General features: G+C 63.7%; 1 protein-coding gene. It reads left to right on the top strand.

Annotated elements, in window-relative coordinates:
* Positions 1-157: 157 nt before the first annotated feature.
* On the top strand, positions 158-1,212 hold a 1,055-nt coding region (locus AC1DT3_RS21820), incomplete at its 3' end, for an MFS transporter (protein WP_477467269.1).

The following is a 1,212-nucleotide window of genomic DNA, read 5'->3' as shown; positions in this document are numbered from 1 at the left end:
CCTGAAAAAGGGGCGGAGCGCGTTTGGATGAGTTGGCGAGGGTCCGAATCACGAGCTTTGGCTTTAGCATAGGGTTGAAGGGTGTCCACCGATGGATGAGCTGCCGTGCGTCAAAGCCCTAGGCAAGGCGCGCGCTTGGCGGTAAGTGCGGGAGGTTATGCGCCAATCCCGCCTTCTCCCTCTGATCATCGCCACAGCATTGTTCATGGAGAATACGGATTCGACGGTCATCGCGACCTCGTTGCCGATGATCGCAGCGTCCCTGGGCGAGGACCCGATCGCCCTCAAGCTCGCCCTCACCTCCTACCTCGTCAGCCTGGCAATCTTCATTCCGGTTTCCGGCTGGATGGCCGATCGGTTCGGATCGCGGAACGTGTTCCGTACCGCCATCGGCGTATTCATGATCGGGTCGCTCGCCTGCGCCGCCGCGAACTCCCTCGTCGGCTTCGTCATCGCCAGGTTCATTCAGGGCATGGGCGGCGCCATGATGGTGCCCGTCGGCCGATTGGTGATCCTGCGCAGCGTCGAGCGCAAGGAGATCGTGCAGGCCCTCGCGACGCTCACCATCCCTGCCCTCGTCGGTCCGGTCGTCGGCCCGCCTCTCGGCGGCTTCATCACGACCTATTGGGATTGGCGCTGGATCTTCTTCATCAACATTCCCATCGGCCTCCTCGGCATGGTGCTCGCGACATTCTACGTTCCGAACATCAAGGAGGACGACACGCCGCCCCTCGACTGGCCCGGGTTTCTCCTCTCGGGCTTCGGGCTGGCGCTCCTCATGCTCGGCCTGGCATCGGGCGGCCGGCACCTCGTTCCGGAGAGCGTTTCGGCTGGGTGCGTGGTCGTCGGTTTCCTATGCCTCGTCCTCTACATCGCCCATGCGCGGCGTACACCGCACCCGGTTTTGCAGCTCGGCCTGCTGCGGATCCAGACCTACCGCATCAGTGTCGTCGGCGGCTTCCTGTTCCGGGTCGGCGTTGGCGCCATTCCTTTCCTGTTGCCGCTCATGCTTCAGGTCGGCTTCGGCCTCAACCCGCTCCAGTCGGGATCCCTGACGTTTGCCGCCGCCGTCGGCGCGCTGTTCATGAAGACGCTGGCCAAGAAGATCCTCGAACTGACCGGCTTCCGGCGCCTGCTGACCATCAATGCGTTCATCGCAGCGGCCTTCCTCGGCGCGATCGGCTTCTTCACGCCCTCGACCCCCTATTGGGT

The sequence above is a fragment of the Microvirga sp. P4_G7 genome (assembly GCF_056401005.1).
Note: the sequence above shows the minus strand (reverse complement) of the source record. Positions and strands in the feature narration are given on the sequence as shown.